This is a genomic window from Nocardia sp. BMG51109 (assembly GCF_000526215.1).
Lineage (GTDB): Bacteria > Actinomycetota > Actinomycetes > Mycobacteriales > Mycobacteriaceae > Nocardia.
On record NZ_JAFQ01000004.1, the window covers coordinates 160,941 to 185,389 of the forward strand.

The window sequence follows — 24,449 nt, forward strand, 5'->3', positions numbered from 1 at the left end:
CTCGCTCAGACGGTCGCGTAGCGGTTGGGGACGGTGGTGGGCAGGCCGAGCAGCCCGCGCAGCGATGTATCGGGGTAGGCGGTGCGGAACACGCCGCGGCGTTGCAGGGCAGGCACCAGACGATCGACGATCGCGGCGAGATCGTCGACCGCGACGCCGGGCCGCAACCGGAATCCGTCGATGCCCCGGTCGCTCCAATCGATGAGCAGGTCGGCTAAGTCGGCGGCGCTTCCGGCGAAAATCGCCGCGTCGGAGAGGAATTCGGCACTCTCGTTCAGTCTGGCCAGGCGCTGCGACGCGGTCTCCCGATCGGTATCGAGGAACACGACGAGGTCGGCGTGCACCCGCAACGGCTCCCCGGCGCGCCCCACCCGTGCCGCCGCGGACGCGACCTGCTCCAGGATCGGCTCCGGCCCGGCCGCACGGCCCGGTGTGACGAAGACCAGATCCGCTGCGCGGGCCGCGAACTCGTAGACCAGCGGGGCGTGCGCCAGCGCGGTCACCACCGGCTGTCCCTGCGGCGGGCGCGGCGTGATGGACGGGCCGCGGACGCTGAAGAAACGGCCCTGGAAGTCGATGTAGTGCAGCTTGTTCCGGTCGATGAAGCGGCGGGTGGCGACGTCGCGGATCTCGGCGTCGTCCTCCCAGCTGTCCCACAGCCGCCGCGCCACCTCGACGGCGTCGGCGGCCTCCTCGAACAGCTCGTACACCTGCTCGGGGAATTCGCGCGACGCGACCTGTGCGGCCGTGGCCTCGCGGATCTCCCGGCGGCCGAAATGCCCTGCCTCCGCGGCCGTTCCGGATATCCGCACCTGCCAGCCCGCCCGGCCGCGCGAGGTGTAGTCGAGCGTCGCGATCGACTTGGAGACGTGGAACGGTTCGGTATGGGTGGTGGTCACCGTCGGTATCAGCCCGATGTGCCGGGTGACCGGCGCGACCCGCGCGGCGATCAGGTGGGCGTCGAGCCGGGCCCGCACCCGGTCGACGGCGCCGGGCGGATCGGATCGCACGCCCGGAACGGCCAGGCTGTCATCGATGCTGACGTAATCGAGCAGCCCGCGCTGTGCGTCGGCGACCAGATCGGTCCAGTATCCGGGTGCGAACAGGTCGGCGGGCCGCGAATTCGGCTCACGCCACGCGGCCGGATGCCATCCCGCCCCGTCCAGCGCGATGCCGAGATGCAGTGGAGTAGATGTCATTCATCCTGCAACGCACAGTGGTTCGATGATCCGCTTCTCGATCTCCCGGGACCACCGACCGCTCGCGGGCAGCTACCGGCACCACCCGCCCGGCGCAACGATTCCGCGTGGCCACGGGCCGCACGGCCGCCGCCGGACGACACCGGCCGGAGGTGTCAACGATTGGGATCAGGTGGAGTGATGAGAAATAGGCCGCAGCGCGCGGGCCGACTCGGGACGTCGCCCACACCGGTGCCCCGGCAAACGGCGCCGACGCCGGTGAAATATGAGCCGCTGTCAAGACCGGTTGAATCCCGGAATACACTATTATCGATTTCGCTTGGCCCCCAACGAAAATGGGCGCCTGGTATTGTATTGACCCGCCACACCGGGAAGACACGCCGACAACCTTCGCGTTTTCCGCCTGTTCACAGGGATGACTTTCCCGGGTAACAACACCGCAAGACTCTCCCAGAAGGCCCACTTCGGGCCTTGCGCACCGGTGATCGGTGACGCAGATTCGGGAGAAAGTACCGAGTTCATGAATTTCAGGAAATTCGCTACATCGTTCGCGCTGGCCGTCGCGGCGCTCACCGCCGCCGCCGGGACGGTGGCCGCCACGCCGGTCACCGACGTCCGGACCGGCCAGGCTCCCGGCATCCATTGGGACGCCGATATCTCAGGACGATCGATCATTGTCGAGACCGACGGGGGCACACTCACGGCTCGGGGCAACCAGTTCCTCGTCTCCGACGCCGCGGGCAACGTTCTGGCCGGCCTACCGCTGGCCTACCAGCTCGACGGGCTCGAGTATCCGATCGCGGCGACGATCGACGGCACCACGGCGATCCTGACGCCGAGCACCGATGCGGCCGAGGCGCATCCGGTGGACATGCCGCTACAGCCGATCGACGCTCAAGCCGACTTCGACTCGGCCCTGGCCGCGGCCGGTACCCAGTTCGGCCTGGCGACGGGCATCGGCACCCTGGTCGGCAGCGTCATCGGTCTGGTCGGCGGTTGCGTACTGGGCGCGATCACCGTCGGCGCGGCAACCGCACCGATCTTCTTCCTGGGCGCCCCGGGCGGCTGCATCGCCGGCGCCGCCGCCGGTGTCGCGCTCGGTGCCGCCGCAGGCGTACTCCTGCTGGGCATACCGGTGGGCATCGCGAGCGCCGTCCAGTTCTTCCAGCGGGTCAACACACCTCCCGCCCCGGAGAACTGACCGATCGCAACGACCGCCGAGGCGGGTGGCCACGGTCACCCGCCTCGGCGCATTCACCGTCACTCCGACGGGTCCCGCGATCGTGCCGGAGGAGTCCGGCCCGCGGCCTCCCCGCAGGCGCGCAACCCCGGCTCGATCGGCCCAATGGGGCCGGTTGAGCGACACCGGCCGGTTGAGCGACATCGCAGCGGGTAGTACCGATGACCGAAAGACGTGCACGTAGCCGACGGGAGGTGCACCATGACCGAATCCGGCACCCGCGACGCCCCCTCGACCCAGCGGCAAACGACGGGCCACCGGTGGTATCACCGCAGGTCACGGACCTATCTGGGCGAGGGTTTCGATTACGGGTACAACGTGCCCCGCGCCGTGTTGTGCGTGCTCGGCGTATTCGGGCTCGCCGCGATACTGACCGGCACCACCTGGGCGATGGTGGTCGGCGGGATCTGCGCGGTCTGCGCGATCACCGGCCTGTTCGCGATCTCACTCAGACGGCGGCGGACCCGGGCGACACCGCGACAACGGAGGCCGGGCAGCTAGCTCGGCCGGGTCTCGACGCGCGCCTCGGGCCAGGGCGGTGGCTGCCGCAGCAGCCCCGCCGGGCCGTCGGTGAGATGTCCCGTGAAGAAGGCCGTCGTGTAGGCGCGGACGATGTCGTGCCCGCGGCGACCATCGAGGGGGCCGGACAGTCCCAGCGACTGTGCGAGCGGCGTCCAGGCGGGCGCGTCGGTGAAGTTGATGTGGAACATGCCGGGTATCTCCACGTAATAGCCTTGCCTCGGCGGGCTTTTCGAGAACACCGCATGCTGCGTGCTGAGCGTGTCCTGTTGATCGAGGGCAAACCCGATATCACGGGCGAAGTAGGGAATTATCCCGTCCGGCAAGGGTTTCCCCGCAGCACCGGCGGTTGGGACACAGGGTTGATGCTCTGCTCGATGAACGGTTGCAATTCGTCCTTGGTCAGCCCCCGGACCACCCGGCCGTCCGGAAACCTCACGGCCGCCGACGCATAGGGCTGGTCCAGACCAACCACGACGAAGCCGCGCGACACCAGATCCTCGACCTGGAACATATTGGACTGCCGGAATCCGTTGAGCCCCGACACGAAGACCAGTACCGGAAACCGCGGCCGGTCACGGGCGACCCGCGCCCCCTCGACCGCCCGCGTCGGCACCCGCTTCCAGTGGTCCAGCACCGACTGCGGCAGCCGGAACTTCTCCGCCAGCACGGGAGCCACCGCATCGGCATCGGACAGGTACGGTGCGGCGGGCCCGGTGGTCCCCGCCTCGGCGGGATACCAGACCTGCGCCATCAACTCACGCCGCGCCGCTGGATCGGCGTCGAACAGTTCCTGCCGCCCGTGATCGACCCAGTGATAACCCACCGTCCCGATCCGATACGGACCGTCCTGCTCGGCAGAACTCGGTGACGAGATCACGACGGGCAGTATCGCAGCCGCGGCGAGGACGGCAAGCCCCGCGCCGACCACAGCGACCCGCACCCACCGGCGACGCGGCCACCGCGGCCGCACCGCACCGATCAACCACATCCCGTCCCACCTCACACCTGTCCGTCACCCGCCGATCCGAAACAACGACCACATCCTCGCCGGTGTGCCGCCGTTCGTGAAAGACCCCTCCGGTTCGGCGGCTCGGCCCCTGGTGGACCGGACCCCGGATCGACGACTACTCCCTACGCCGCTGGCTCCGGGACCTTCTCTCCCTGTAGCGGGGACAGGATTTGAACCTGCGACCTCTGGGGTTATGAGCCAGCGCGGTGCGGCACCACGCATGTCTCCGCGTATCACAGCGTCCCGTCTGGCAGGTCAGCAGGATTCCAGTCGCCCGCAGCATCCGCGGCGTCCCACGTGTCTCGAAGAGTGGCGTCCTGTCGTGATGCCAAATTCATCCGGTGGTCGGCGCCGAACAAGAGGAGTAGGCGCGTCGCACGCCCACGCATCCTCCGGCCCGCCGTCCCGGCATGTTCTCAGGACTCGATGGAAATGGCTTCGATGATATTTGTTCGCCCGGCTTTCGATGCCGGTGGCAGTGCACCGATGAGGCTCAAGCACAACGCTGCCAGAGCGAATACGAGTACCAACGGACTTTCTGCGAATCGCACATCGATCGTAGCGAACGAACTCAGCGCCGAGGCCGACACATAGTGAGCAAAGCCACCCACTATCAGTCCCGACAACCCACCGACGATGCCGATCGCCGCTGCCTCGGACAACACGGTCTTCGCGGTTAATCGTCGGCTGGCTCCCATCGCTCGCAACAAGCCCAATTCGCGCTTCCGCTCGATGACGGCCAACATCAAGGTGTTGAGCAGAGCGATCGCGCCGACCAGCGCAACGATGCAGGTCAATGCGGCTGTCAGTACTGTCGCCTGCTGCGCAGCACCGCTGAGACCATCGACCGCCTCGTCTCCGGTGAATACCTGAGCGGAGTCCCCGGCAACTCGGCGCACCGCGTCGGCCACAGCAGCCACGTCCGCGCCCGGCGCAACCGTGAGTTCGAGGTTGTTCGGATGCGGAAGATCGAACCAGCTCTGCATAGCCGCCAGGCTTATTGCCGCACCACCGCTGATAACCGAGAACCAGTCGACCACCTCGAGCACCGGAAGACGCTGCACGCCATGCGGCGTCCGTATCTCGAACATGCTTCCGACAGATAAATCCAGGTCGCTCGCGACGTCTCGGGACAGCACCACCCCTTCCCCAGCGAGCAGCTGGCTGCGGACACGGCTTTCAGCAGCACTGAACAGGATGCCGTTGGTTCCCTCTGCCACACCACTGAGCAGAATCCGGCGCTCACCGACGGTCGCATAGTTGTATTGCGCGGGCACGATCTTCGCGACTCCCGGCACCTTCGACAAGGTTGCCGCCAGATCCGCAGGCAGTGCGGGTCCGGCCGGAATGACATTCGGTGACGATGTGGATACGTTCAGATCTGTCTTTGCGAGTGAAGAGAACGAGGCTCGAGCCGAATCGACCAGGTTCGAACTCGCGCCGAATACCGCCACGACCATCGCGACCACGATGCACGCGGTCATCACGGTCGCCCACGCACGTCGCGGCGCGCGCTGCACCGATGTGGCGCCCAATCTTCCCGCCGCTCCGAACAACCCCGCGACCCAGCTGACCGACCGGGCGATTGGACCTACAAAGGCCAATGACAACGCTACGGCTCCGACCACGACCAGCGGCGCCGCGGCCATCGCGAACTGGCCGGGCACCTCGAGAGCGACGACAACGGACCCCACGAACGCGGCGACTCCGACCGCACCGAACATCGAGCGGGATACCAGGCCGATCGTGTCCGCCGGCGTGGTACCCACCGGCCGTAGCGCCTCGATCGGCGCAACCCGATAGACCTGCCGGACTGCCGCACCCGATGCCACCAAGCTCGCCAGTACACAGCACACGACCGATACCGGAATCGCGTACCCAGGTAAAAAGTACTGGGGCTTGGCGGCGAAGGAGTCGAACAGTAGCGCAGGCAACAGGCCGATGGCCCATCGCCCCATGGCGATTCCAATCGGGATACCGATCAGGGCACCGATCAGCCCCAGTATTCCTGCTTCGAGGAGCAGGTCTCCGACGATCGCAGATCGCGAACCGCCCAGAGCACGCTGAGTCGAGAGGGCCGGGCGCCGCCGAACCACTGCCATATTCATGGCGTTGAACATGAGGAAGCCGGCCACTACGACCGCCAACGAAGCGGCGATCAATGTCGCATAGCGGAGGATGGCGACAGCGTCCTGCGCCTGAGCCGTGCGGTAATTTCCGTCGGCCACAATCGCGCGCCCATCGACGGCCGTATCGACCGCCGCGCGGAGTGCGGCGCGGTCCGTTCCCGGCTCGGCGGTGACAAGTACGGTGTCGAGCTGGCCCGGCCGGTCCGCGAGCCGTTGCGCCAGCCCCAAGGGCGCAACGACGAAGTCGCCGCCGTTGATGCGCCTTCCGCCGGCCGCATCGACCACCTCTGTCACTGTCACGGTCGAGGTTCCGATCGCCAGCGACCGGCCCGGCGAAAGTCCGGTCCCGGCTCCCGCAACAACCCCGTTGGGCGTGCCGAGGAGGGCGGACGGGTTCCTGATCGCATTACGCAGATCGCTGTCGAGAGCGGTGACACTCGCGTCGACGCCGATCACGGTCATTCGCCGATCACCGGCGCGCAGCTGGGTCTGCATCAAGGGGACGGCCTCGGCAACACCCGGAACCTTCGCGACCTCGCCGAGCAACGACTGGTCGAATCCACCGCCTGTGACACCGGCGACCTCGAGCTCGACGTTGCCCGCAATCGCCAACGACATGCGATCGACCGATTCGGTAATCGACCCGGACACACCTGCCACGGCCAAGAGCAAGGCAGACGAGACCGCGACCACACCCACGGATGCGACGGAAGCTCTCCAGTGTGCCGCGAACTCGCGCGCGCCGAACAGCCGCAACCGGTTCAACACCACTGCGATCAATTCGGCACCTGTCCCGTCAACGATTTGTTGTCGGCAATACGTCCATCGCGGATCGTGATGATCCGATCCGTCGATTCAGCGGCGTCCGCATTGTGGGTGACCATTACCACCGTTCGCCTGTCGGCTGCGTCGTGAGCAAGGTCGGTGAGGAGGCCGATGATCTCGGCGCCGGTACTGGAATCGAGATTTCCTGACGGCTCGTCGGCCAGGATCAGCGGAGGTTTCATGATCAGAGATCGCGCCACCGCCACCCGCTGCATTTGCCCGCCGGACAACTCGGACGGGCGGTGGTCGGCGCGATGACCTAAACCAACGGAATCCAGCAATCGCATCGCATCCGGCTTGGCTCGTCGGGTCGTGACACCGCTGAGTAATTTCGGAACCGCAACGTTCTCCCATGCCGACAACGTCGGCTGCAGGTTGAAGAATTGAAAAATGAATCCCACGCGGTGCAGCCGGAACTCGGATTGTTCACGCTCGGTCAGCCGTGTGATATCATTTCCATCGACGCTCACCGATCCCTCGTCGGGCACATCCAGGGCACCAAGGATATGTAAGAGCGTACTCTTCCCGGCGCCCGACTGTCCGACAATTGAGACAAATTGTCCCGCTTCGATTGTCAGATCAATCCCATCGAGTGCACGCACCGTCTGCGCACCGAGCCGGTACTCACGCACCAGACCGGCTATCTCAACTGCCGAATCGCCCAAGACTGACTTCCCCTCACCCCTCGAAATCTTGTCCGGCCGCCGCGAATATGCTGACCGCCCGAGCAGTATTGCACAACCGACGCAGACAAGCACACGCAACGCAGTCCAGAGTGTCTGTGTCACAGAGTGATATACATTAATGTTGCTACATGTTGGCGCACAACATGATCTACTGAATCTACGCAGGCATACACAGCCCGGGATGGATTGCTGGACGACCGCCGAGCGCCTATGGCCGATACATACGCGGGCAAGTTCTGATGAGTCGACTTGGCGCGCCGTACCCACGTTCGACTGCGCTGCTACCGTGGTGCAACCAAGTATTTGCCGGAGGGGGCCCCATGAAGCGAAGCGTCAAGGACCGACAGGAGACCGGTAGGCAGTTGCTTGCTTCCGCAGCACGCACATCTTTCAATCCGATGACCGAGATCGACTGGGAAGCACCGATTCCCGACAATCGCTACGGATTGCCGCCAGAATGGTGCACACTTTATGGTACCCGTTTATGGGATTGCATGACCATGGATCAACGCGTCGCCCTCACAATTCATGAGGCCGCAAGTATCTTCGGTACCGGGATCTGGCTCGAGAACAGCCTGATGCAAATGATCCTCCGGGACGTGTACGACCAAGATCCGTCGACGCCGCATGCTCAGTTCGCCCTGACCGAGATAGCTGACGAGTGTCGGCATTCGATCATGTTCGCTCGCGCAGCAGAACGATTCGGCGTCCCGAGCTACCGCCCGCAGGGCTGGCGACATCAGACGGTCCGAATGTTCAAGACGTTCGCTACCGGATCGCTGGCCTACGGCGGAACTCTGTTCGCGGAAGAAGCCCTGGACATGGTACAACGTGAAGCAATGCGGGACGAGCGCGTGCAGCCGTTGAACCGCGAAGTATGCCGCATTCACGTCGTCGAAGAAGCTCGGCATATGCGCTATGCACGCGAAGAGATTGTCCGCCGCATATCCGGCGCATCATGGATCACGATCGCCGGAACGCGTCTGCTATTGGCGATAGGCGGATATCTTATCGTCACCAGTCAGGTGAATAGGAAAGTTTACGCCGCAGTCGGTTTGGACGTTCGGGAAGCAGTTCGGACGGCACGTAAAAATACACAGTATCACGAGAAGATCCGAGACGGATTCCATGGAACCGTGGAATTTCTGCACTCAGCCGGCCTGATCGGCAGCGTGTCGAAGATCTTCCTCCGGCTCGCTCATATTATCTGACCTCAGATAACCTTAATTCACCCCCCGGAGGGCGCGGCTGAACGGAGTGGCCGCACCACAAGATGGCCCATGGGGACGTGGCCGAGCGACGCTCGGGGGGTTCGCATTATCTTTGCCTTTTAGTTTTCCCGGGGGGCACTACCATTTCACGCACGAATTTTCCACGAAACCTGTCCAGTCAATACCTGCCAGAAACATCCAGAACTCTTCGCAAAAATCCGATAAGCACAGACGAGGCGTTTCGGTACAAACGTGCCAGCAGATCAGAGAAGGGTCGCATTCTGGATGAAATCTGTAAAAGAAATCATTGGAGCCGACATCACGCGCGGAGAATGCTACGCCTCGCAATATCACCGAAAATCTCTCTACCTCAGCACGAACCATCGATAACATACGGACCATCCGTCATCGACGCCTTGAAGCTGTGCTGGGAAATACTCGACATGCCCACCGGCAAGCGGCTGGCTCCAATGCTACCCGACCTGGTCCCAATACTCCGAAGATTTGATGAACTCGAGATCGACGATTCTACGGCAGAACTGTTGATGTCGATATCCGCGGCTACCATAGACCGTCGGCTCTCCTCCGAGCGAGCGAGGCGGATGCCCCGGAGGCGTGTGATACCCGGCGGCTCGGGGGCACATTATCGTGATGTGGCACCCGGGCACATAGATATCGACATCCTGCAGCACAACAACGACATCTACACCATTACAACGATCGACGGCGCTACCGGTTGGACAGAAAACCGTTCGATCGGTGGCAGATCATCTGAACTGGTCTCGGCCGCGATCGACGAAATTCACAAGGTCATGCCGTTCCCGGTGCTCAGAGTAACGACGGTAGACAGCCTGATCCACGAACCCGTCGAAGCCTGGTGCGTCAACCGGCGGGTCGCTCATGATACCGCCGACTCCAGCCCGTATCGCGCCGGCGGACGGCCCTACGGGTTGGCCACCGGAACGATCCTCGACGAGGAGCTAATCTGCGGCACACCTTCGGAATTGGAGTTGCTCAACGAGATCTGGATCCTACAATCGGACCTGACCAACTACTTCTATCCACACCAGCAACTGATTTCCAAGGTACGGTCGGGAGCGAGGGCCACCAGGAGATACGACCGCGCCGCCACCCCCCATCGCCGCGCCGTACTCCATCCCATCGTTACAGTCGAGGACAAGGCCATCCTCGACCACACGTACGCTCAACTCAATCCGGCCGCTATTCGACGGAGGATCCACACGCTCACGAACATGCTCCGGGGTGTTTCCTCCGAGGAATGAGGCGTCTGAATGTGCAGGACCCACGCGGGTACGGCTCCTGACGACATGGTCGTCTGCGAAGCGACGGCACACCGATGATCCGTCTCGGGACCACCTCGTTCTCCCGTTCGAACTCCTTCCTGCGTTCGAGCACGTGGTATCGCTTGCTGGGCGGCTTCGTAGTTGTCGGATGTCTCGCCGCCGGCACGGTCGTCGTGATTCTGCGGCAGCAGTTCCCGGGCAACCCGGTAGGTTCCTGCACAGCACTCGGCGGAATCGCGGTGTGGACCCTGTCATTCGGCTGGGGGCACATCGACGGCCCGGGCGAGTTCTACGGATTGCGTGCATCACGCGGTCGGATGGCACTGTTCCTGGCCGGCGTGACAGCTCTGTTCACGATCGCAATGCACTTCTCGCGTCCGGCCATTGCCGCGCTCCCGGTCGTCTACGTATTGGTCTACACGGCATTGCCGTTGCGGGCAGCCGTACTTACGGGTACTGCGATCAGCCTCCTCCCCACCCTCAGCACACTGCGATCGGACGGCACGCTGGGCTCGGAAGCGCCGCTGGCGCTGGTTATTTCGCTGATAGGCGTGATCGTCAGCCCGGTGATCGGCGCCGCCGTCACGCTGGCCGTGGAGCGAGGTGAACAGCAGGCCGCGCTGCTCGACGAGTTGACCAGGAACAGAGCGGAGATGGCCCGCCTCTCGCACGAGGCCGGCCAGGCTGCGGAGCGGACCCGCCTGGCCCGAGATATCCACGACACCTTGGCACAAGGGTTCACCAGTATCGTGGCACTCACACAAGCGGTGGAGCGCGAACTCGATACCGACGCCGCTGCCGCCCGCCGACATATCGCACTCATCGGCGATACGGCCAGGGAAAACCTCACCGAAGCCCGTACCATGGTGGTCACGTTGACTCCACCGGCACTGGCCGAGGGGTCTCTGGTCGACCTGCTTCGACAGCTTGCGGACAAGCTCGCCTCGGAAGCGGGAACTGCGGTGACATTCAGTGCGTCGGATGATTTGCCGCCCCTCGGCACCGCAGCCGAGGTCGTGCTGCTGCGCGCCGCACAGGAAGCGATCACCAATGTACGCAAGCATTCCGACGCTTCGGCGGTACGGGTGGAGGTGACCGCTACCGCCGTACGCGTGCGATTGTCCGTGGCCGACAACGGAATCGGATTCTCCATCGACGAAGTCGGCACCGGGTTCGGCTTGCGCGGGATGCGGGACAGAGCTGAGCAAATCGGTGGCAGTATGACCGTGAACAGCCGCCCAGACACGGGCACTACCGTATGTGTGGAGGTCCCGAGATGACCAGCATTCTGCTCGTCGATGATCACCCGGTGGTGCGCGAGGGTCTGCGCGGAATGCTCACGGCCGAGCCGGATCTGGTCGTCTGCGGCGAGGCCGATTCCGGCGCCGCCGCTGTCGCGCTGGCAGAGGAAACGCGGCCCGACGTGATCCTGATGGACCTGCGGATGCCCGGCGGTGATGGGGTCACCGCGATCGAGCAAATCCTCGCGTGTGTCCCGACCACCAGAATCGTTGTCGTGACGACGTTCGAGACCGACACCGACATCCTGCGCGCTGTCGCGGCCGGCGCGACCGGTTATCTCCTGAAGGATTTCCTCAGCACGGAGCTGACCGCGGCCGTGCGGGCGGCCGCGCGGGGCGAGACTGTGCTGGCCCCGGCCGTGGTCGAGCGCCTGGCACACCGGTTGCGGCGCCCCTCACTGCCCACCTTGTCCGCCCGGGAGACACAGGTGCTCGCATACGTAGCAACCGGCATGACGAATACCGACATCGGCCGCGAGCTCCACATCACCGAAGCGACGGTGAAGACGCACCTGATCAGGGCGTTCGCCAAACTCGAGGTGTCCGACCGAACTGCGGCGGTGACGAAAGCGATGGCCCTGGGCATACTGCCACGCTGAAAGCACCGCCCTCCACCGTTCGGTGGACAGTGATTGCCCACTGCTCGGAGGACAACGCTGTCAGCCCTCCGGCCGTCGCGGCGCACGCCGTACACGGCGAAGGATAGTTCCATGACGACCGATGCACTCGGCGCCCGCATATCCGAGCCGGGCGAAACGTATTCGGAATCGAATGACCCCGTAGTGGTCGGCGTCGACAGCACCACGCGCTCCGATCTGGCGGTCGAGTACGCCGCCCGCATTGCCCACACAGCGAACGTACCGTTGATACTGGTCGGCGCCTACAGCGTCCGAGCTGTTCGAAAACTCTCGTCCGGGGACGACGACATCCTCGGCGACGACGCGTATTTGATACGCGGCAGCAATCCAGCCGACGACCTGTTGCGTTCCGCCCAGGAAAAAGCCACAGCCTACGGCGTGAGTCGGATTACGCGCATCGCTGTCGCAGCGCCACTGCACGCTGCGTTGCTCACCGTTGCCGCAGAGTCCCGACCTCGTCTCTTCGTTGTCGCCGATCATGATATCGGGACCAGGAAGGGGCGATGGCTGGGCACCTTGTCCCGTGAACTCCACCGAAAAACGGGGCACGCCGTCCATGCGATCACTCCTGCCGACGATCTGTTAGTATTGTTGCAGAACAACACACAGGGGAGTGGAATATGGCGATGTCGCAGACCGGTAAGGCCCTCGAAATTTTTTGCACCGCATCAGAGAAAAAGGATGTCGAGACGATGCTCGCCACGCTCGCTCCCGATGCGGAATTGATTTCTCCGGTGTCCGGCCGCATGGTTATCCGGGGGCACGATGACCTGCGAATACTGTTCGCCGCCGCATACGACTGCCTCGACGGAATCCGCTGGTATCAGCGCATCGAAAACGACTCGGCCCAGGTGGCGTTGTGCACCGCGAAAGTCAGCGGCGTGAATGTCAACGATGCAATGTTCGTGGAACTCGACGAGCACGGACGGATTCGACGGATCACGCATCACCTCCGCCCTTGGCTCGGACTCACGGCATTCGCTGCCAAGATCGGCCCGAAACTCGGTCGCCACCCCGGTCTGATTCGCCGCGCAATGCGCTCGTAAATCAGTCGGTGGCGTGCATCCACCGAATTGTATCCGCTATGGTCGTGTCGACGGCCGTGAACGTGATACCGAGTTCCTCCACTGTCGCCGAGGTATCGATCGACGGACAATTCAGTGCAGTCCACACACTTTGATAGTCGGGGACGAGCCGGTGTTGCACGAATCGCTGGAGCAGATCGGTGATACGCGCCAAGCCGAGCATGATCGGCCCCGGCACCGTTCCGACCGGGGCAGGCCGGTCGGCCAGGGTCGCGACAATGCTCAGAATGTCTTTCATTCGCACTACCTCTGCCGCGGCCAAGAAGCGACGAGGCCCGCGGCCGGTACACAGGAGAGCCGCATGCAGTGCCGCGACATCTCGAACGTCCACCAGCGGCACCGCCCCGGGTGCTCCGACGCGGATCTCACCGGCCAGCACCGCCTGTGCCAGTCGGGTGCTCTCGCCGAAAGCGGGATCGTGCGGCCCCCACACCATTCCGGGATAGGTGATGGCCACCGGTGCACCCTCGCGTTGCAAACGGCGGGCGATTACTTCGGACCGCGCCTTGGACAGGGCATACGGTGTGCGCGGCAGACCGATCGGTGAATCGGGAACCATGGTGCCGCGCAGGGGAAGCAAGGCGACGTAGGACGAGACGTGGACGATGGGATCCAGTCCCATGCCGGCCGCCTGGCCGAGCACCAGCTGTGTTCCGAGGGGATTGGTGGCGAGTATCTGCCGCCGTTCACGCACATCGTGCGAATAGACAGCCGCAGCATGAACTACGGCGTCCGCGCCGCGCAGGGCGGCGGCGACGGCACGCTGATCAGAGATATCGGCTTCGACAACATCCACGTGCGCGCAGTCGAGCGGCGCCAGCGCGCGTTTCACCCGCTCGGCGGAACGTGCCGAGCCGACAACCTCGTGGCCGGCGGCGACCAGCGCCTGCACCGTGTGCGCGCCGACGAATCCACTTGCTCCGGTCACTACGACCCGCACTGTGCTGCAACCCTTTCCAATACCACCACGGGAATTGTGCGGTTGGTCAGCCTTTGGTACACCACGAGATCGGGGTACGCCTCGACCAGGATCGACCAGCACTCCCGCCGTTCGTCACCGTCGACTCGACGAGCAGCCACCTCCCAGCGCTGTCCGGCCACATCCACCGTCGCCGTACGCGCCTCCATCAGATTCAGGAACCAGGCCGGCGTAGTCGCGCTTCCCGCGTTGGAAGGCGTGACCAGGATGTCGTCTCCCCGTCTGGTGAGGATGAGCAGCACCGACCGAGGACGCCCGGTTCGGCGTCCGCGCACGGTGAGTGTGACCAATGGCGCTCCGAAATACCGGTCGATCAGGCTCGACCTGCCTCTGGCATGCAGAAACACATGGAAACGGGTGGCCGCCCGCGCCAGTGGTCCTGTCTTCACCATCACGTTGTTCAATCGGCCGCGCATCTTCTCCCCTACCTGCCTTGTACTCGGTCGAACCGCACACCACGAACCCGCAGACACACCTCGCCGTGGCTGTCACGGCCTGTCCAGGTCCGATACGGCGGATCCGAATCCACCGTGACCGTCGTTGCCGAACCTCGGCCTGCAAGCTCTACACAATCAATCGATAGATGCTCGGGATGCGGCCCCGAACCTCCGGTCAGATGCTGCGAATACGCGGCGGCCAGAATGCTTTCCAGCTGGTTGTGCGGCAGTTCCCCGTTCGGCACCGGCGAAGTCCTGATGAGGTCGCTCATGGTGTCGGGGGCCACCTCCGCGAACCAAGCGCCACCGCCGGTGTCGAATCGCCACTGCCCGAGCTGAAATGCCTCGCCCGCCCAATGTAGGCGGCCCGGAACCGGCGCCTGCTCGACAATCCTGCCCGGGCGTGCCAGCCGAAGCACCGGGGCGTCACCATCATCGGATGACGACTCCCGAAACGTCAGCACCGATTCCACTACCCGGCGGTCGGAGGTTCCATCGGCCCGGGTAACCCGCACACGCACCTGCCATTGCCCGTGACCGTCCCAGCTACCCCGGCTGTCCGCCCGCAACCGCAGTACGCCACGTCCCTCGTCGACGCGCAATGCGGAGAGGTCGACGAGGACATTCTCGATTGTCGCCAGGGTCCGGTGACGCCCTTCCGGCAGAGTCCATTCCGCAATCGAGCGACTGTAGGTCAGGGCCATGCTGACGGGGAGTGCCGGCCATCCGTCGATCCGAAAGTCGTTGCAGCAAGCCAGCACCGAGGGCCATACATCGAAGGCCGCCTCGAAGGTCTCGCCCGGGCGCCAGCGCAGCGGTTCCCCTAGGAACAGCACTTGGCCGGCGATCGCCTCGACAGCCGCTATGCCGGTGCTGAGCGGATATCCACGCAGAAGCAAGGGCTGTAGGGCCGAGCCGAACTCACCGATGAATGTCCGCTCGCCACGACCTCCCTCACGAATCTCTGCCAGCCAGTGGAACAGACCCTCCTCGACGCTGACGGCCGAGGCATACCGGAGTGCGGCCTCATAGTTGCTGATGATGCCGAGCCGCTCCCAGGTCGGCCAGCACATCGTGGTGACGGGCACTGCGCGCGACCGGCCGAGTTGCGCCGTCGAGGCCGATGCCCACAGTCCGATCCTGCTCAACGCCTCGTTGGCCGCGCCATATTCGAGCTGGCCGACCATCGCGCCCATCCGCCCGGTCAACGATCCCACATTGTGGAAGAAACGGAGTGGCAGATCCGACACCGCATCGAGCAGATTGAGCAAACCCACGACCTTGATGGCGATCGTTCGCCGCATCCGCTCGGGCGCCTTCTTGGGAAGCCGGGTCGGCTCGTCGATCCCCGCATTGTGTACGACGCCGACCAACCGCTCGCCGGCGGCCGCGATCAATTCACGAACTTGTTCGGGTTCTGTTATGTCGCAACGGATATATTCGATGGCGAGCCCGTCCCGCCGCACTGTCGAAAGAGCTTCGGCCAGTTCCCGATCGCGTCTGGACTGCTCCAGCTCCGCACGGGCAGCAGCGAACCGGCCCTGCCGCGCTCCGGCAACGAGCAACTCGTCGCGGCGCGCCTGGAAATCGTCGTCCGACATCCGGATCAACGGATCGGCAGGATCGGGCGCGGGGCTCCTGCCACTGACGATCACCCGGCAACCGAAGTTCCGACTCAGGGCCCTCGCCAGCGCAAATCCGATACCGCGACCACCTCCGGAGACGACGATCACGTCGTCGGGAGCGATACCGGCTGAGCCCTCGGAGAAGCCGCCGAGCGGCGCCGGAACCGCCTTGAGCGTCATGCGGCGTTCCTGGTGGTACCCGATCTCGAAATACCCCCACCGATACAGCTCGCGGCACAAGAGATCGGCGAACTTCTCGGGAGTATTTCCTCCCGAGGACATCGGCAGGTCCACAACGCGGATATTGCAATTCGGGATCTCGCGCGGCAGGCTCTTGGCCAGTCCGGCCCATAAGCCGCCGAGTGGCTGCGACATCGGCGCGTCGGCGAAACCCATATGCCCGCCCATGCGGGTGACTGCCACATAGAAGAGGCGGTCGGCGTCGGACTCCGCTCGCCAATCGTCGTAGCATGCCTGCAGTAACGCGACCGTCTGTTGGAACGCCGGATCCCAGCCGTAGCTGTCCCGCGGTTGGAACGGCAGCTCGAGATTGAGGTCGACAATTCCGTCCACCCGCCCGATTGTCCGGCGAAACTCCTCGACAGCCGTTCTCCCGTCCGTCGCTGCGGTCCCGGGCAGCGGCGGAGGCAGCCGGTGTCCCGTTGCACCCGCTCGACGCAGTGCGAAGACCAGATGGTCCGCGAGTTCCTCCGAACCACCGATAACCACGACCGAGCGACCCATCAGCCGGGGGCTCGGTTGTGCGGGCAACGCGCCGACCTCGACCAACCGCCAGAGGCATCGGTCCACCGGCCGTACACCGCCATCGTCCGAGTAGGAGAAGGTGGGCTTTCGCGCGTGCGTACCCGAGTCGGTCCTCCCGGGGATCGGTGCGCCGGTCACCGGCGCCTGCCTCGGATTCGTAGCGGAATACCGGCTACCGGTCGCAGTGACACCGTGGTTCCCAGCTCGACCGGCTCCGACGAGTTCAGGCCGAGTTCGAAGCGCTGCACGATCAGCGCCAAGGACAACTGGGTTTGCAACAGTGCCATCGTGTTTCCGATGCACTTGCGCTGCCCGCCGCCGAAGGGGAAGTAGGCGTACTTCGGGCGCTGCGCCTCGCCGGTCGGGCTGAATCTTTCAGGTTCGAAGGACAACGGGTCGGGCCAATACTCCGGATTCCGATGCGTCGCATAGGGAACGAGAAAGACCGTAGATCCTGCGGGCAGATGCCAGCCCCCGAGTTCGTCATCAGCCACCGCGTCCCGGGGATAGGCCCAGATCGGCGGATGCAGTCGCAGCGTCTCGTCGGTCACCATCTTGAGATAGGGCAGATCGGCCAGGTCGGCGAGGTCGGGGGCGCGCCCGGCGAGTACCTGCTCCACCTCGGCATGCAGACGCTGTTGCGCTTCCGGGTTCGCCGCCAGCTCGTACAGTGCCCAGGCCAGCCCCGTTCCCGTGGTCTCGTGCCCGGCCATGAAGATCGTCATGATCTCGTCCCGGACAGCCGTATCGGTCAGCGGACGGCCGGTGTCCGCATCGACGGAATCGAGCAGCAGGGAGACCAGGTCCGCGCGATCGGTGTGCCGGCCGTTTCGATGCGACTCGATGATCCGGCCGACAATGTCGTACATGGTGCGCCGGTCGCGCTCGATCCGCCGGTTCGACGGGAACGGCAGCCAATCCGGCAGCAGCTGGGGGATGGTACCGCGGAACACGATGGCCTGGATCGCCGTCGACATGGCCTCGGTTACCCGGCCGTGGTCGGCATCGAGGTCGGTGTCGAACATGATCTCGCCCAGTGCCCCCAGCGTAATTCGCATCATGGCCGGTACCACATCGCGAACATGCTCTCGCCCGGTGCCGGTATCCCAGCTATCGAGGGTCAGCGAAGTCCAGCGGACCATGGTCTCGGACATCAGGTCCACCGCCGACCTGTGAAACAGCGGATTGACGATCTTACGGTGACTTTTCCACTCATCACCATCCAGCGTCAGCAACCCACGCCCCATGAAGATCTTGAAGCACTCGTAGCCGAATCCGCGGATATAGTTGTGGTTGTTATCTTGCAGGACATGCTGGACCAGGTCCGGGTGAAACGACAGGTATGCGGTGAACAACCCCAGCGGCAGCCTGGCAATGTCCCCGTACTCACGCCGCATATCGTTGAATAGATCCGGCGCGTTCTGCTGCAACGAACGGCCGTTTCGCAATATGGATACAAAGCCCTTCGGCCCGGGCGGAATCCGTGATCCGCCAGGGGATCTCCGACTCGACAATTCGGTGCCGACAGCCATGACTATTGTCCTCCCCGGCGCGGCAGAGCCGCTGTCACGCCGTTGTTGTTGAGCCTGGCGGCGCTCGAGGCCGCGGTGCCGACCGGCGGCGGTATGACAGCACCCGAGGCAATATCCAGATACCCGGCCAATGACCAGTCGATGTCGCTGAGCTGGAGCAGAATCGGCCCGCCGCGCCGTGCGGCGACAAATCTGTTGTCCGTTCCTGCGGTGTGGCCGTCCGCCGATGGGTTCGGCAACATCGCATATAGGTCGACCGTGCCGGACTCCGCACCGAGCAGCGCGTCGTTCGTACGCTCGAAGAGATCGACCCGGCCGATCCGCAGCACCGCGGCGATCGGGAGCCTTCCGTCATCGCCTTCGGTGAGAACACCGGTGCGCAACAGTCCGTCCAACAGGACCACCGGCACGCCGAACCGGCTGTAGACCCCGTCCGAAGCTGGGACGCCGGCCCGGTAAGTCGACCTCTTGCCGAGCGGATGAATTCTGGGATCACGAGTGGAGACGAACTCGTGCGTCAACGAGATCGGCGCCGCCGGGTGATGGTACGGATCGATCACGGACAGTTCCTCGGCCTGATACCACTCGTTCCAGTCCGGCGCTGGTGGAAGTTGCGCCGCGAGGTGAACCTTGGCGGTGGCGTGGGGTCTGTCCTGCACCAGAACCGTGCCGTTCGGAGCCGTGACATCGCCTGTCACCGTGACGTGCACAACCGCATGCCCCTGTGCCGGACTCCACTCGACGACGGTGGCGGTCACTCGCTTGAGCTGCCGCCGATCCGCATGCGGCAGCTTCAGGAAATGATGGAACGCCAAATCCTCCAACGCGTGCACGCGCAGTTCCGGCAGGACAGCTGCTGCCGCCTCCGAGGCGATCTCGGCATAGAACGCCCCAGGCAGCGTCGGCACGCCGTTGACGCAGTGGTGCTTCAGGTACGGATCTCGGGACTGCGAGAACTCTCGCTCGAATATCGCCCAAGGCAGGCCGTCAGCAACACCCTTTTCGACGCATCTATCGAGGAAGAACGGGGCGCCCGCGGACCGCACCAAACCCGGCAAGAGCGATTCGACGGTCGCGCACTCCGCGTCACCCAGATATCCGACGTACGGTTCGCGGGCAGGCAGACCCACAGCATGCAGGAAGTGCCGAATCCCTTCGGACGTAGACATATTCGAGTAATAACCGGTCTTGTCGAAGTATGCCCTCGTCAGCTCGTCCGCTCCCAGCCCGACCTCGCCCCACAGTGTCCAGCCCATGGTGAACTCGTCGGCTCCTACCACCCGATCCTGGAAACCAGCGGCCGTTCCGAGAAAATCATTGGCCGAAGCATAGTCCGCTTCGCCTACCTGGCCGGTAATCCCCAGCAGAGAGCCGAAATTGCACCACATGCGCGGTGTCCGGCCGGCCAGTGCCCGTTTCAGGTGCAAGTAGCCCTGTAGCTTCACATCGCGAATCCTGCGGAAGTCGGCAAATTTCTTGGCGTGAATAGGTGCCGACTGGTTCAGACCCGCCGCATTGATCAGGAGGTCGATCTGCCCGGACTCCGAAATGACCTGATCCATAACGGATTTCACCTGGACCTCATCGGTGATGTCACAGCGGAGGTATCGCACCTTCGCGCCGTGCTCACCGATACGTGCCAGGTTCGACGCAGTGACGCGAGCACTACCGATCCGGTCGTACTCCCGATTCACATCACCGACTGTCCGCCCCGCCCCGGGATTCAGATTCCGGCGAATGAAGTCCGCTCGCCCCGCAGCGAAGTCGGCAGCACTCATGTCGAGATAGGACGACGCCGACCCGTCCATCTCGGTGCTCCCCAGGACGTAGCACACCACCTTCGTCTCGCGGGCCAGGGCCACCAGAAGCTCAGCCGTGATGCCCCTGCCGCCACCAACCGCGACGACGACCGAACCATCCTGGAGGGAACCGCGACTGTCACCGGCCTCCATCACGGGCGGCACCGCCAACTCGGCGACGAATCGCTCCACACCCTGGTAGTAGGTGACCGGCAGCACGCGATTCAGGGTCGACTCGCGCGCGGCCACCTCGCACGCGCGCGCACAATCGCCGTCGTCGGTCACCAGCGCGAAGACCATGCTGTCCGGACGCTCGAGATGCAACACCTTGAAGAATCCGGTGAACAACCCCACCAGCGGATGCGGTGTGCCGGCTGTCATCGCGTCCAACAGCAATCCGATATGACTCGAGTCGTCACCGCGCATCGTATCGGCACGATGCTGTACAAGGAGAAACAACAGATCGTGCAGGGTTCGGGAAGAGCCGATTCGCTCCGCTCCCGGGTGCTGGTCCAGATCGACCGCCGCACTGGTGATCAAACGAACATGACGCACGCGGCACTCCGCATCCACAAGTGTGAGCGCGTCCGCCACGGCCGTCGCGGTGACCTCCGGGATGAAGACGAACCCGCTACCGTCCGGCGGCTCGGTGGTCGACAGCACCACTGTCGAGCCGGGCAGTTCGATGTCGGCCAACCTCGCCGGAATATCGGTGATCACGATGGTGGGAGCTGCCGGCCAGAAGGGAACACCTGCCGTGGTCTCAGCGCCGGGCTCCGGGACGAGGCGCCACGTATACGGCCGCACCTTGTCGGCCGGCTCCACCGGGGCCGGACCACATACGCGCAACGCGAGGTCGGATACCCCGTCCTCACCTCGGCACACCACAACCGTGCTGCCCGACCGCTCGACATGTTCGAGAGCCTCCAAGATGCCGACGGCCCCTTCGGCGCCGAGGAAGCATGCGGTCCTTCCCGGATGCTCTGCGCCACAAATCATCTGGCTTCCAGCCGCGGCGGGCGCGGACTCGTCTGCGTCGAGGAAACCGAGGATCGGCAGTCCTGCCGCCACCGCGACGCTCTCGGTGGTCAGCCCCATCAACAACGTCGCCTCGGCCAGGGAGGTCCCGGCCGGCAGCGCCTCGCCGATCAACCGGCGAATCTCGGGTGTCGAGTTCCCATTCGTGCCGCCGACCAGCGCCACCTTGATATCTCCGTGCCGGAGATACTTCTCGGCAACCGACACTGCGCTCAAGACCGATGTGAAGCCGGTATCGACGGTCATATTGAGGCCGTTGAGCCCGAAATAGTTGGCTACCCTGGCCGGGATCACATTGGGCATCATGCCCGGGAAGGTCACCTCACTCGACACCGGAACCGCCGCTCGCACCTCGGCCGCGATCTCATCGACGAGACCACGCAGTACGCCGTCGTCGTTCGATAGCGCATCCTCGGTAAACGCCGAGCCGAGGTCATCGAGATAGCAACGAGCCGCGTAGCGGGTCGCGTTATGCGTGGCCCCGAAATGTCCCAGAATGACGCCGGTTTCCTCTGTATTTTCTTCCCAGAACGTGCCCAGCTGTCGTCGAATCGACGCGGCACATTGAATTACCATCAACTGACACCGGTCGATCCCCCGCGCCGACGGCGGCGGCATCCGCACCTCGTGCAGTGGGGGAAGCGGATACGTGGTTCCGAAGGAGAGATCGGCTTCGCCCCGGGCGTGCGCGCCCTGCCATGCACTCAGTTCGCACATGCCCGGAAAAAGACTCGCGGTGGCGACGACGGCGATGCGCTCGGGTTGCGTCCGCGGCGCGGACTCTTCCCTCGCCACCACCCGAACCGCGGCCACGTCCGATGGTTCTTCCACCACGAGGTGCGCATTGGTGCCGCCGAACCCGAACCCGGACACCGCTGCGATACGGGGGGTGCCGTCGGCATGCACCGGCCACTCCGTTATCTCCGTGGGGATTTCGAGGTTCGTGGAATCGATTCCGAATGCCTTCGGCGACTCGGCATAGTTGTGTTGCGGAGGAATTGCACCGTGACGCATCGCCAGCAGCACATGAATCAACGACGCGGTGCCCGCGGCCCAGCCCGTGTGCCCGATGACCGACTTGTTGGAAGTGACCAGCACCGGCCGGTCTCCCGCCAGCGTTTCCCGCAGCGTGGTGAACTCCGCCAGATCGCCTGCCGGCGTTCCGGTCGCATGCGCCACAACCCAATCCGGCCTGAGACCCGGCTCGTTCGCCCGGACCAGCGCCCGACGAATAGCCAGTTTCTGCCCGACCGCGCTGGGAGCGTAGATAGCCTTGCCCTTGCCATCGGACGAACTGCCGAAGGCTTTGATCATGCCCAATACCCGGTCGCCGTCTTCGCGTGCACGTCGAAGCGTCTTCAGGACGACGGTGGCGGCGCCGTCGGAGAACAGCACCCCGTCACTGTCACGATCCAGCGAACGCACTTGGCCTTGCTCCGACAGCCCGCTGAGCTTCGCGAACAGCACCGAGCCCCGCGGGCCGACCGCGAAAGCGCCGCCGCAGACGACAATGTCGTGATCACCGTCGAGCAGCCGCTTGACTCCGAGGTCTATCGCGTACAACGACGAAGAGCAGGCCGTGTCGACCATCATCAGGTCGGATCCGGGCGGAAGAACTCCGTCTATAGCGCCCAGCCCCACGCGATGTGGGAAGAACCGCAACGGATCCGGTCCACTGCGCGGATACTTGCGGCACAGTATCTCATCGACCGCTGCCGACAAGCGGGCGCGAGCTTCGCCATCGAGTTCGCTCCGCGCGACGACGGACTCCAGCCTGCTCATGAAGCCGGCGTGCACCATGGCTTCCTCCAGGTGCTGGCTGCCGTCAGCGGTGTAGCCGACAAAGCATCCGAAACGGTCGGCAGGGCGCCGTGACACCGTCGCCAGCGCCTGCATGATCGAATGCCGCAGCCACAGTGTGGTCGATTCGAGGTCGCCTTCCGTCTGCCCGGTCCCGCGCAATTCCGCCGCCAACGCGGCATCAGGAACAAAATCGGTCACGAAAGCCGAACTGCGCGAGTAGGTCTTGTCTTCCGCGTGGCTGTCAGCCGAGTAGAAGTTGGCGGCGGTCCAGCGATCCTCCGGTACCGGAGTGAACCGCGCCGCGCCGTTCAACAGCTCGTCCCAGTACTCGTCCGGATTATTGGCGCCCGGGACGACAATCCCCATGCCCACGACCGCGATCGCGTCGGCATCAGCATCAAAGGCAGGGTCGCCGGCGGCAGCAGCAGCATCGGCGGCAGTGGCCTCGATGGCGGCAGGGACATCAGTGGGGACGGGAACGTCGGCGGGTGCGGCATATTCGATCGGCTCAGCAAGTGGCTCGACGATTCCCGGTGGCGGCGACAACAGGGCGTATCCGGTGGACAGTCCCCCGTCCGCCAGAATCATCTGCCCGGTGATCCAACTGGCCCTGTCGGAGGCGAGAAAGCTGACCACATCGGCCAGTTCCTCGGGTCGGCCGAGTCGACGCATCGGAGTGGCGTCGATGATCGCCTGCTGCATTCGTTCGGCATCGGGGAACTTGTCGGCCACCGGGCTCACCAGCATGCCGGCGGCCGCGGTGTTCACTCGGATCCCCGCAGGCGCATACTCGACCGCCAGGTACCGGGTCATCGCCTCCACCGCAGCCTTGGCGGGACCACACGCGAAGTAGTTGGCCATCACCAGATTTCCGCCGCCCAATGTCGAGACATTGACGATTGCCGCGCCCGGTCGGCCCTTCATGAGCTCCGCTGCGCGGCGCGCACAGCCGTATCCGCCCTTGAGATTGGTTCCGACGGCCCTGTCGAGCATGTCCTCGGTGACATCCGAGGTAGCGACCAATCGGCCGTCGGCGGCATTATTCACCAGAATATCCAGCCCACCGAATTCTTCGGCGATCTCAGCGAACATACGGTCCCGTTGCTCCGACACAGCGACGGACGCTCGAATCACGTGGGCGCGACCGCCGCGGGCTTCGATTTCCTCCCTCGTCCGCCGCGCCTCTTCCGGGGATCGCAAATGATTGATGATGACGGTCGCGCCTTCGGCTGCCAACCGCAGGGCGATGATCTTGCCCACGTTCCGGGCACCACCCGTGACCAGAGCAATCTTTCCGGCAAGTTCGCCATGAGCTGTCATGT

At 64.4% G+C, this 24,449-nt stretch carries 18 protein-coding genes; 8 read left to right on the forward strand and 10 right to left on the reverse strand.

Annotated elements, in window-relative coordinates; translation table 11 throughout:
- Positions 1 to 5: 5 nt before the first annotated feature.
- Positions 6 to 1,199 carry an LLM class flavin-dependent oxidoreductase gene (locus tag D892_RS0102135; protein ID WP_024799667.1) on the reverse strand — a complete coding sequence of 398 codons (1,194 nt, stop codon included), beginning with the start codon at positions 1,197 to 1,199 and terminating at the stop codon, positions 6 to 8.
- A 520-nt stretch (positions 1,200 to 1,719) separates the two neighbouring features.
- On the opposite strand from D892_RS0102135, the gene D892_RS0102140 reads away from it, so the two are divergent.
- Positions 1,720 to 2,400 carry a hypothetical protein gene (locus tag D892_RS0102140; protein ID WP_024799668.1) on the forward strand — a complete coding sequence of 227 codons (681 nt, stop codon included), beginning with the start codon at positions 1,720 to 1,722 and terminating at the stop codon, positions 2,398 to 2,400.
- A 240-nt stretch (positions 2,401 to 2,640) separates the two neighbouring features.
- Positions 2,641 to 2,940, forward strand: coding sequence for a hypothetical protein (locus D892_RS0102145; RefSeq protein ID WP_024799669.1), 300 nt, complete (start codon positions 2,641 to 2,643; stop codon positions 2,938 to 2,940).
- Here the strand turns inward: D892_RS0102145 and D892_RS40195 are convergent.
- The 4 genes from D892_RS40195 to D892_RS0102160 all read right to left on the reverse strand — a co-directional run bounded on the left by D892_RS40195 (position 2,937) and on the right by D892_RS0102160 (position 7,589).
- The gene (locus D892_RS40195; protein ID WP_156959339.1) at positions 2,937 to 3,284 is read right to left on the reverse strand and encodes a hypothetical protein; all 348 of its coding nucleotides are present in this window, start codon (positions 3,282 to 3,284) and stop codon (positions 2,937 to 2,939) included. The genes D892_RS0102145 and D892_RS40195 overlap by 4 nt on opposite strands.
- A complete protein-coding gene (locus tag D892_RS40200) occupies positions 3,269 to 3,949 on the reverse strand; it encodes a hypothetical protein (protein ID WP_051498957.1) in 681 nt (226 codons plus the stop codon). The genes D892_RS40195 and D892_RS40200 overlap by 16 nt, the downstream gene beginning before the upstream one ends.
- A gap of 437 nt (positions 3,950 to 4,386) precedes the next feature.
- The gene (locus D892_RS0102155; RefSeq protein ID WP_051498958.1) at positions 4,387 to 6,870 is read right to left on the reverse strand and encodes an FtsX-like permease family protein; all 2,484 of its coding nucleotides are present in this window, start codon (positions 6,868 to 6,870) and stop codon (positions 4,387 to 4,389) included.
- A 5-nt stretch (positions 6,871 to 6,875) separates the two neighbouring features.
- The gene (locus D892_RS0102160) at positions 6,876 to 7,589 is read right to left on the reverse strand and encodes an ABC transporter ATP-binding protein (RefSeq protein WP_036566639.1); all 714 of its coding nucleotides are present in this window, start codon (positions 7,587 to 7,589) and stop codon (positions 6,876 to 6,878) included.
- A gap of 341 nt (positions 7,590 to 7,930) precedes the next feature.
- Here D892_RS0102160 and D892_RS0102165 point away from each other — a divergent pair, with 341 nt between their 5' ends.
- The 6 genes from D892_RS0102165 (at position 7,931) to D892_RS0102185 (ending at position 13,110) form a co-directional block, all read left to right on the forward strand.
- Complete coding sequence (locus D892_RS0102165) at positions 7,931 to 8,821, forward strand: diiron oxygenase (protein WP_024799672.1); 891 nt, start codon at positions 7,931 to 7,933, stop codon at positions 8,819 to 8,821.
- Between the two features lie 653 nt (positions 8,822 to 9,474).
- Entirely contained in the window at positions 9,475 to 10,104 is a 630-nt protein-coding gene (locus D892_RS40205) for a hypothetical protein (RefSeq protein ID WP_156959340.1), read from the forward strand.
- A gap of 74 nt (positions 10,105 to 10,178) precedes the next feature.
- Positions 10,179 to 11,405 (forward strand): sensor histidine kinase, encoded by a 1,227-nt coding sequence (locus D892_RS0102175; protein ID WP_024799673.1) that lies wholly within the window; start codon positions 10,179 to 10,181, stop codon positions 11,403 to 11,405.
- Positions 11,402 to 12,025: a response regulator transcription factor gene (locus D892_RS0102180; RefSeq protein WP_024799674.1), complete on the forward strand. Its 624-nt coding sequence runs from the start codon at positions 11,402 to 11,404 to the stop codon at positions 12,023 to 12,025. Before D892_RS0102175 ends, D892_RS0102180 begins: the two co-directional genes overlap by 4 nt.
- A 111-nt stretch (positions 12,026 to 12,136) precedes the next feature.
- A complete protein-coding gene (locus tag D892_RS49485) occupies positions 12,137 to 12,790 on the forward strand; it encodes a universal stress protein (protein WP_084160890.1) in 654 nt (217 codons plus the stop codon).
- Complete coding sequence (locus D892_RS0102185; RefSeq protein WP_198037211.1) at positions 12,685 to 13,110, forward strand: nuclear transport factor 2 family protein; 426 nt, start codon at positions 12,685 to 12,687, stop codon at positions 13,108 to 13,110. Before D892_RS49485 ends, D892_RS0102185 begins: the two co-directional genes overlap by 106 nt.
- 1 nt (position 13,111) lies before the next feature.
- Here the strand turns inward: D892_RS0102185 and D892_RS0102190 are convergent, their stop codons facing one another.
- The 5 genes from D892_RS0102190 to D892_RS0102210 all read right to left on the reverse strand — a co-directional run bounded on the left by D892_RS0102190 (position 13,112) and on the right by D892_RS0102210 (position 24,447).
- Positions 13,112 to 14,191: an SDR family NAD(P)-dependent oxidoreductase gene (locus D892_RS0102190; protein ID WP_084160891.1), complete on the reverse strand. Its 1,080-nt coding sequence runs from the start codon at positions 14,189 to 14,191 to the stop codon at positions 13,112 to 13,114.
- Positions 14,077 to 14,544, reverse strand: coding sequence for a nitroreductase/quinone reductase family protein (locus tag D892_RS0102195; protein WP_024799677.1), 468 nt, complete (start codon positions 14,542 to 14,544; stop codon positions 14,077 to 14,079). The genes D892_RS0102190 and D892_RS0102195 overlap by 115 nt, the downstream gene beginning before the upstream one ends.
- Before the next feature lie 8 nt (positions 14,545 to 14,552).
- Positions 14,553 to 16,370, reverse strand: a complete 1,818-nt coding sequence (locus tag D892_RS0102200; protein WP_198036810.1) for an SDR family NAD(P)-dependent oxidoreductase — start codon at positions 16,368 to 16,370, stop codon at positions 14,553 to 14,555.
- A 719-nt stretch (positions 16,371 to 17,089) separates the two neighbouring features.
- Positions 17,090 to 18,487, reverse strand: a complete 1,398-nt coding sequence (locus D892_RS0102205; protein WP_084160892.1) for a cytochrome P450 — start codon at positions 18,485 to 18,487, stop codon at positions 17,090 to 17,092.
- Between the two features lie 2 nt (positions 18,488 to 18,489).
- Positions 18,490 to 24,447: an SDR family oxidoreductase gene (locus D892_RS0102210; RefSeq protein WP_024799680.1), complete on the reverse strand. Its 5,958-nt coding sequence runs from the start codon at positions 24,445 to 24,447 to the stop codon at positions 18,490 to 18,492.
- Positions 24,448 to 24,449 lie beyond the last annotated feature (2 nt).

What these genes read in the sequence shown, in the direction of transcription:
- D892_RS0102135 (WP_024799667.1), bottom strand. Translation starts at nt 1,199, where the DNA reads ATGACATCTACTCCACTGCATCTCGGCATCGCGCTGGACGGGGCGGGA.
- D892_RS0102140 (WP_024799668.1), top strand. Translation starts at nt 1,720, where the DNA reads ATGAATTTCAGGAAATTCGCTACATCGTTCGCGCTGGCCGTCGCGGCG.
- D892_RS0102145 (WP_024799669.1), top strand. Translation starts at nt 2,641, where the DNA reads ATGACCGAATCCGGCACCCGCGACGCCCCCTCGACCCAGCGGCAAACG.
- D892_RS40200 (WP_051498957.1), bottom strand. Translation starts at nt 3,949, where the DNA reads ATGTGGTTGATCGGTGCGGTGCGGCCGCGGTGGCCGCGTCGCCGGTGG.
- D892_RS0102165 (WP_024799672.1), top strand. Translation starts at nt 7,931, where the DNA reads ATGAAGCGAAGCGTCAAGGACCGACAGGAGACCGGTAGGCAGTTGCTT.
- D892_RS0102175 (WP_024799673.1), top strand. Translation starts at nt 10,179, where the DNA reads ATGATCCGTCTCGGGACCACCTCGTTCTCCCGTTCGAACTCCTTCCTG.
- D892_RS0102180 (WP_024799674.1), top strand. Translation starts at nt 11,402, where the DNA reads ATGACCAGCATTCTGCTCGTCGATGATCACCCGGTGGTGCGCGAGGGT.
- D892_RS49485 (WP_084160890.1), top strand. Translation starts at nt 12,137, where the DNA reads ATGACGACCGATGCACTCGGCGCCCGCATATCCGAGCCGGGCGAAACG.
- D892_RS0102185 (WP_198037211.1), top strand. Translation starts at nt 12,685, where the DNA reads ATGGCGATGTCGCAGACCGGTAAGGCCCTCGAAATTTTTTGCACCGCA.
- D892_RS0102195 (WP_024799677.1), bottom strand. Translation starts at nt 14,544, where the DNA reads ATGCGCGGCCGATTGAACAACGTGATGGTGAAGACAGGACCACTGGCG.
- D892_RS0102200 (WP_198036810.1), bottom strand. Translation starts at nt 16,370, where the DNA reads ATGACGCTCAAGGCGGTTCCGGCGCCGCTCGGCGGCTTCTCCGAGGGC.
- D892_RS0102205 (WP_084160892.1), bottom strand. Translation starts at nt 18,487, where the DNA reads ATGGCTGTCGGCACCGAATTGTCGAGTCGGAGATCCCCTGGCGGATCA.
- D892_RS0102210 (WP_024799680.1), bottom strand. Translation starts at nt 24,447, where the DNA reads ATGACAGCTCATGGCGAACTTGCCGGAAAGATTGCTCTGGTCACGGGT.